Annotated in this window: 7 protein-coding genes; all 7 read right to left on the bottom strand. The window is 28.6% G+C overall.

The window, feature by feature from the left end; genetic code table 11:
* Window positions 1-410: 410 nt before the first annotated feature.
* Complete coding sequence (locus tag GGR97_RS07860) at window positions 411-878, bottom strand: hypothetical protein (RefSeq protein ID WP_167897973.1); 468 nt, start codon at window positions 876-878, stop codon at window positions 411-413.
* 225 nt (window positions 879-1,103) lie between these two features.
* Window positions 1,104-1,736, bottom strand: a complete 633-nt coding sequence (locus GGR97_RS07855) for a hypothetical protein (RefSeq protein ID WP_167897972.1) — start codon at window positions 1,734-1,736, stop codon at window positions 1,104-1,106.
* 475 nt (window positions 1,737-2,211) lie between these two features.
* Entirely contained in the window at window positions 2,212-3,126 is a 915-nt protein-coding gene (locus GGR97_RS07850) for a leucine-rich repeat domain-containing protein (RefSeq protein WP_167897971.1), read from the bottom strand.
* Between the two features lie 131 nt (window positions 3,127-3,257).
* Window positions 3,258-3,887, bottom strand: a complete 630-nt coding sequence (locus tag GGR97_RS07845) for an NAD(P)H-dependent oxidoreductase (protein WP_167897970.1) — start codon at window positions 3,885-3,887, stop codon at window positions 3,258-3,260.
* Window positions 3,888-3,960: 73 nt separating this feature from the next.
* A complete protein-coding gene (locus tag GGR97_RS07840; protein ID WP_167897969.1) occupies window positions 3,961-4,560 on the bottom strand; it encodes a Crp/Fnr family transcriptional regulator in 600 nt (199 codons plus the stop codon).
* A 209-nt stretch (window positions 4,561-4,769) separates the two neighbouring features.
* The gene (locus tag GGR97_RS07835; RefSeq protein ID WP_167897968.1) at window positions 4,770-5,348 is read right to left on the bottom strand and encodes an NAD(P)H-dependent oxidoreductase; all 579 of its coding nucleotides are present in this window, start codon (window positions 5,346-5,348) and stop codon (window positions 4,770-4,772) included.
* Window positions 5,349-5,408: 60 nt separating this feature from the next.
* Window positions 5,409-5,972, bottom strand: coding sequence for a Crp/Fnr family transcriptional regulator (locus tag GGR97_RS07830; protein ID WP_167897967.1), 564 nt, complete (start codon window positions 5,970-5,972; stop codon window positions 5,409-5,411).
* Window positions 5,973-6,000: the final 28 nt, after the last annotated feature.

Raw genomic sequence — 6,000 nt, 5'->3', positions numbered from 1 at the left:
GTTTTTGTATCATAATTATCAGCTTTAGATACAAATTTACATTATTTAAATGATTTTCTAATTTTTAATGTTTTTTTATTCGCTTGCAATTAACGTGTTTGTATATGGTTTGTGCGGGCTTGAAAATCGGCTAGATTTTCGAACACGGACTAAGCCGAAGCTTTTTGTTTGGATTTGTTTCTTTGGTTTTCACAAAGCAATCCGAAGCATCGGGACAACAAGATTTGGCGACTTAGTAAATATACACAAAACTTTGATAAAGCACAGAACCCGCATGAAGTTTAGCCGGTGTTGATATTACGTTGCTTTTTGCTATATTTCGGTAACATTTATTTCTTTGTGATTCAACATTATTAGTCCATTCAATTAAATTTCAAAAGAGTTATACTTTCAGAGTTGATAATATAATGTTATATTTTTTTAGACTTTAATATTTTCACTTCTGCACTGTGAATAATCAAATTTCCGAAAAAATTTATTATACAACTTGAAAGCCATAGTTTATATCCAAAGTCATAAGCAATAATTCTACTTTTACCACCACCTTCATTTGTAACTACTTCATGAAATAGAAGAAATGACAATGAAAATAACATTGCAAGAAAACTTAAAATCATAGGTAATTTCCATTTCTTAGTGAATAAAGTTATCCATGAACTTAATAGAAGAGGGTTAGCAATCCATGATATTCCAGCTCCATAAATATTCATCCATCCAAAAAGAAACGCCATTAAGCCAAAAGAACCAATAGATTCTCTTCCATTTGTAACAAGAAATGTGTTTTGAGATAATGATGTTAAGAATAATATTAAACTCAATAAGAATGTAATTCTTTTAAATATTCGTTTTTTAACGATTTTCATTTCGTTTTTTTTCAATTCTGATATTTTTTAGACAATGAATACCAACGTCTCGGCTATGGTTAGTACGGGAATTAAAAGTAATTAATTTCCGATTAAGCACTTAGCCAAATCTTTTTATTTTGTTTTATCTTTTTTGTTTTAAAGCCAAATCAAAAGATTTGGCGGACTTAGTTAAAAAATACTATACTTTGGGTTAAGCACCAAAACCCGTATTAATTATAGCCATTGTTGTAGTGCGTTTTATTCAATTCCAATCCATTTTTCCAATTCCGATTTGTTTTCATCGACTGCAACCCAAGTGTTAATTGTTTCTGTATTTTGTTTGTCAAATGCAGTTAAATATTGCAAATGAATTTTTTCGCCAATTTTTAATTCAGGAACTTTTGTTTGAATTGAGGATTCTTTTAATTCTGTTATTTCTTGCCAATCCTTTTTCTTATTTGTTAATCTTTTAGGAAACCAATCATCATTTTCGGCTCTTCGGTTTAAGATAAACCCGTCTTCCGTTCCAATATGCAATTTCCATTCAGCATTCTCTATTACGAAAGCATCTAAATTCTCTCCACTTGCAAAATCAAATTCAGAGTTTTCAGGAAAATCAGTTATCGTAACTTTAAGTTCAAGGTTTTCCGATTTTTCTCTTACTTTCTCAATTTTCCAAATCCAACATTTTGAATCTTTAATCGTCTCTCCATTATGAAATGGTTGTTTCACTTTAAATTCAATTAGTTCAATGTCATAAGCAGAAGTCTTAAATCTTTCAAAAGTTCCATTTTCATATGTCCCAGAATCTAGTAATTCGATATAATTCCGATTTGAGTTTAAATCACAAGAAATAATTCCTAAAGGTGTATTAAATGTCTTATTTTTCAATGTCTTTCTGGTTTTTCTCAAATGCACTACAACTTCCGAATAACAATACCTTTTGTATTGTATGCTTTCGTTCCGTTTTTTTATAAAACTACGTATTTCAATTTAGAATAACGTAAAACAAAAGTTGTTTCTGTTTTAAAGACTTACTAGAAAAGCCGTTGTTTATAGCTGTCTAAAGTATAGAGACAATAAGATTTGTTGCCTTAAGTTATTGAATAGAGCAATATTTACAGTTACTTGTTTTAACGATGGGTATATGAAACATAACGGATAAAAGACACTAGCTTTTCGGATTTTAAATAAAATGAAGAAAAAGAAACTAATAGCAGGGTAGAATAAAAATAAGCTCAAAGAATCTGTTTTTTGAATCTATGAGCTTAGCATAATATTGTCTCAAATAAAGGAAGAATTGACTTGTTTTTTACCTCAGTTCTTTGATAGCAATATGTTTGGTTTCTTTAAAATGTCTTTTATCCTAATTACAAATTGTATTTAATTCTTGATACTCAGATATTGATACAGTTGAGATTTCCTGACTACTTGAAATTTTAATACAGGTTAAATTTGAATTTCTATCTACCCTCAAATCTATTAATTTTTGATTGTTACTAACATCGAGACTGGTAAGTAAGTTACTTGAACTATAAAGGTGTGTTAAACTAGTATTATTTTCTATATTTATGTCTTGAAGCTTGTTGCCAGAAATTAACAAATTTTCTAACAATGTATTAGAGCTAAAATCTACTGTTGTAAGCTGATTAAGTGTTAATACTACATTTTTCAGATTTAAAGCATGATTAGTGTCAATAGATCTCAATAGGTTATTACTAATAAGTAAATCTTCAATAGATTCATTTTTAATACTAATTTCTTCAAAGTTATTATAGGATAAATTCATCTTTTTCAAATTTAATAATTTCGATACCCCACTAATTGAACTAAGTTTATTTGAATGAATATCCAATAAAATTAGATTTGAGTTGTTACCAATATCAATATTGGTAAGATGGTTTCCATAAAGAAATAAAGTATCTAACTTAGTGTTAAAGCTTAAGTCAACACTTTTAATTTCCTGCATAGCCACAGACAATAATGTTATGTTCACAAACCCCTCAATTCCTGTCAAATCGATTATTTCACCAAAATTGGCAGAAAGGTTTAAGTTTAATTGACTTACTGCTTCAGCATCTGATTTTAATATTTGTTGGTTAATGATACCGTCTGAATCTATGCCTTGCTCAATTAATTTTGTTTCAAAATGAATATCTGGAATACTTAAGTAAATATCATTTATCGGATTTTGGATTTCATTGTTATTGGAACATGATACAATGTGAAATAGTGCTAGGATAATAATTATGTAAGCTTTGTTATTATAGGTAATTTTCATTTTTTTTAAGTATAGCTAACGATTTGTGTATGAGTAGTAAGGGAATAAATGTATAATAATTTTAGAGTTTAGCACTTAGCTAAATTTGCAGTTTTACTTTTTTGATGTAACTGCCTAATTGCAAATTTGATTCATAATACTTCAAATAATTCATTTAACGGTTTTCTCACTTTCGGACGATTTTGGGTGTGATCTTCATCAGAGCGATAACCAATAGTTGCAATTACTGCTGCATTTAATCCTTGTTTCGAAAGTCCTAATATTTCATTATATTTTTCTGGTTCAAAACCTTCCATAGGACATGAATCAATTTTTAATTCTGCACATTCACTAAGCAAATTTCCTAAAGCTAAATATGTTTGTCTAGAGGTCCAATGAAATGAATCGGATCTTGTCATTTTCTTAATTTTACTTTTCATAAAATCACCATATCCACTCAAATTTTTCACTTCTATACCCTGTGATTTGGCAGTCATATTCAGAAAACCTTCTATATGTTTATCGTTTACATCGGTATAATTACAAAAGACGATTAAGTGCGAGGCTTCCGTTATTTGATCTTGTCCCCAAGAAGCAGATTTTAGTTTTTGTCTTAATGCTTTACTTTCAATAATAAGTATTTTATACAATTGAAGACCGTAAGAAGATGCTGATAGTTGAATAGCTTTTTTTATTAACTCTAAGTTTTCTGAAGAAACTTTTTTAGAAGAATCAAATTTTTTAGTAGCATATCTCCACTCTAAATTTTTTATTAAATTCATAATATCTTTTTTATATTGATTAATAGTTCAAAGATAAAATGAGCGATAAAGTTATGACTTTACATATGTTGATTTAGGAATTTTTCTTTATAGTTTTTCTTATTCTGCTTAACTGAGTAGGTGTAATTCCTAAATGAGATGCTATATGTAACTTTTGTATTCGTTGGTCAATGTTTGGGTGCTTTTTTAGTAATTTGAGGTATCTTTCCGTAGCATTTTCCATTACTAAAGAAACTTCTCTTTGTTCTTTCTCAACAATCCAATTATTTTCTAAATAGGCGATGTAAAAGTTTTTTAAATCGATATTTTTTTCAATTAACTGTCTGTATTTTTTATAATTAAGATTGATTAGAATAGTTTCTTCCAAAACTTCTAATGTGAAATTTGAAGGAGTGTTTAATAGATACGAAACTGTTGAACCCGCAAAATCTGTTTCAAGAAAAATATTTTTATTATAGATGTTTCCATTATAATCAGTTACAAACGCTCTGATAGCACCTACACAGATAAAATGCATATTTTTTGCAATTTGTCCATTCCTTAATAAAGTTTCGTCTTTTCCTAATTTTTGAAATGTTAGGATAGATTCAATTAATGCCCAAGATTCATCTGATATTGGGGCATAACTTTCAAATTTTAGTTTTAACTCTGAAATATACTTTTCTTTTGTCAATCGTGAGTTTTTTTCTTATGTCTTATAACGGTTAGTATGTGAAAAGTAGGGACGTTGAGAAGCATTTACTTTCGGTTTTACACTTAGCCATATTTTCATTTTATCTTTTTACTAAAATACAAATTAAAAATATGGCGGACTTTATAAATAAGTACAAACCTTCGTTTTATAAATTTCCGCCCTATTTTTATATACATTGATGGCAGTAGTTATTTCACACTTTCGCCTAACAATATTACTTTTTTTAGCCATTTTTCTCTAAAATCGGAAGTTGAATTTTTTATTGAGGCAATATAAGTTGTTTTCACAGGACTTATTCCGCAAAATTTTAATGTTCCGTTTTTAAATTGATTGATTGTCGGGCTTTTCATTATCAAAAAATCGTACCATTTTGGTGAATCTGCTGTAATAATCAATCGTGCAGATTTCCCTTTCAATAGCTTTTCAGCTAATGCTTTTCCTTTAATAGGTTGATATGTAATTGACGGTAAAAATGTTCTGTCTATAAATCCTTTCATAAGAGCTGGATAACCATACCACCACATTGGAAATACCCAAACAATATGGTCTGCCTTTTTAATTTTCTCGATGGATTTTACCAAATCAGGCTCCAATTCCATTCGTTTTCGATAACCAAATTGCAGATTTGGATTAAATTCCAATTCCGCAATATTAATTTGAGATACTATAGAATTTGTTTTATTGACTCCTTTTATGTAGGCTTCCGATAATGCGTAATTAAAGCTCTCTTTGTCAGGATGTCCGTTTATTATTAATACTTGTTTCATATTTATTCTTTGTTTTGTACAAAGAACAATACTCCGTTAGTTTTTTAAAAGGACATTTGTCTAATTCGTAATCATTTTCCTTATTCTACTTAAATGTCTTTGAGTAATTCCTAAATATGAAGCTAGAAAATTTAAGGGAATTGATTGTAAATATTCAGGTTGATTTATTAGTAAATCTTTGTATTTTTTTTCTGCGGATTCTGTTTGCAACAAGAAGACTCTTTTTTCCATTTTGATGTATTCTTGTTCAGCAATTAATTTGAAAAATTTCAGCCAATTTGTACTCGATTTCTCTAAAATTAAAATTTCTTCTCTTGATATAGTTAATAATTCTATATCTGTTAATGCCTGAATGTTTTCAATTGTTTTTGTTTGAGATAAGAAAGAAGAGTAAGCACTAACAAAAGAGTTTGAAAAGGTAAAACAATAGGTAACTTCCTCTTCGGATGACGAATAATAGAATGACCTAAACAAGCCTGAAACCACAAACGCTACTTCTTTGGATATTCGATTTTCTTTGATGAAAAAATCTCCTTTTTTCAATCTTTTATTTCGCAATTTACTCTCAAAAAGCTCAATTTCTTTTTCGGTTAAAATATCAAATGTTTGTAGGTAGTTCCTCATTTTTTTTAATTACTGCTAACTTCCAAAC

Source organism: Wenyingzhuangia aestuarii (assembly GCF_011927765.1).
GTDB classification, from domain to species: Bacteria; Bacteroidota; Bacteroidia; order Flavobacteriales; family Flavobacteriaceae; genus Wenyingzhuangia; species Wenyingzhuangia aestuarii.
The sequence above is the reverse complement of the archived record's forward strand: the minus strand, read 5'-3'. Positions and strand labels throughout refer to the sequence as shown.

What these genes read in the sequence shown, in the direction of transcription:
- GGR97_RS07830 (WP_167897967.1), bottom strand. Translation starts at nt 5,972, where the DNA reads ATGAGGAACTACCTACAAACATTTGATATTTTAACCGAAAAAGAAATT.
- GGR97_RS07850 (WP_167897971.1), bottom strand. Translation starts at nt 3,126, where the DNA reads ATGAAAATTACCTATAATAACAAAGCTTACATAATTATTATCCTAGCA.
- GGR97_RS07835 (WP_167897968.1), bottom strand. Translation starts at nt 5,348, where the DNA reads ATGAAACAAGTATTAATAATAAACGGACATCCTGACAAAGAGAGCTTT.
- GGR97_RS07845 (WP_167897970.1), bottom strand. Translation starts at nt 3,887, where the DNA reads ATGAATTTAATAAAAAATTTAGAGTGGAGATATGCTACTAAAAAATTT.